Annotated in this window: 2 protein-coding genes; both read left to right on the top strand. The window is 73.1% G+C overall.

The window, feature by feature from the left end:
- Window positions 1–197, top strand: a 197-nt coding sequence (locus N4P33_RS35385) for a hypothetical protein (protein WP_399030718.1), incomplete at its 5' end; no start/stop codon positions are given.
- Window positions 194–1,210 (top strand): MAB_1171c family putative transporter (locus tag N4P33_RS35380; protein ID WP_260831010.1); only part of this gene is annotated, 1,017 nt, incomplete at its 3' end. The genes N4P33_RS35385 and N4P33_RS35380, both read left to right, overlap by 4 nt.

The raw sequence follows: 1,210 nt of genomic DNA, 5'->3' as shown, positions 1-1,210 counted from the left end.
CCCACACCCTGACCCGCATCGCCGACGCCCTGCCGAACCCCACCGCCGTGCCGCCCGGTCCCGCCGACGTGCCGCCCGCTTCCGCCGATGCGTCGGCCGGTTCCGAGGGCGTCCTGGGTGCGGCGGCCGGTCGCGGGACGGTGGTGCCCGCGCCGGGTGTCACGACGACGGGCGCGGCAGGGAGCCGGCCGGCATGAGTCTCGTCGTGTATCTGGCCGCCTTCGTGTTCGGCATGTCCGCCGTGCTGCTGTGCCGCCCGCGCAGGGCCGTGCGGAACCCGCTGAACCTGTCCACGTGCGTGGCGATCGTCCTCGGTGCCCTGGTGTTCGTGTGCGCGGCGCCCCCCACCCTGTCCGCGGTCAACTCACTCACCGGCATCCCCAACTTCGGTGCCCCGCTGACCTACGGCATGCTCTCCGCGTACAGCTGCAGCGTGCTCGTCCTGCTGATCAACTGGCGGGGCGGCCCGCGCGCCCGGGTGCGGCGCCTGGTGCTGCGCAGCATCGCCGCGTACGCGCTGCTGGTACTCGCCATCGTCGCGCTGTTCGCGCTCGCCGACGCGGACACCGAGCGGCTGCGGGACCTGGACACCTATTACGCGAACACCCCGTTCATGCGGGAGATGATCCTGCTGTACCTGGCCGGGCACAGCGCGGCGATGCTGGCGTTGTGCACCGTGTGCGTGAAGTGGGCCCGCGAGGTCACCGGTCTGCTGCGCGCCGGCCTGCGGCTGATCCTGCTGGGTGTGCTGCTGGACGTGGTGGGGTTCCAGCTGACCAAGTACACGGCGGTCGTGGCGCGTTGGTCGGGTCATGACCTGGACTTCCTGTCCACCGATGTCGCCCCGCCGATGGCCTCGCTGGGCGCGCTGGTGTGCTCCGTGGGCTTCGTGCTGCCGCGGCTGGTGCCGTCCGTCAGGTCCCATTGGCGCGGACTGGGCGACTACCGCCGGCTCGGCCCGCTGTGGTCGCTGGTGAAATCGGTGTCCACCTCCCCCAAACCCCCCACCGCCTGGTGGCAGCTCCCCCAGGCCCGGCTCCAGTGGCGCGAGGTGTCGATCCACGACGCCCTGCTCACGCTGGCGCCGTACTTCGACCACCGGGTCCGTGAGCGGGTGCGGGACGCCGCCCTGCGCACGGGCCGCTCCCCCCACGAGGCCCGTCTGGCGGCGGAGGCGGCCATGCTGGCCGACGCCGCGCGCCGGGCCGCC

Origin of the sequence: Streptomyces sp. 15-116A (genome assembly GCF_025290915.1) — a bacterium.
GTDB lineage: Bacteria > Actinomycetota > Actinomycetes > Streptomycetales > Streptomycetaceae > Streptomyces.
The sequence above is the reverse complement of the archived record's forward strand: the minus strand, read 5'-3'. Positions and strand labels throughout refer to the sequence as shown.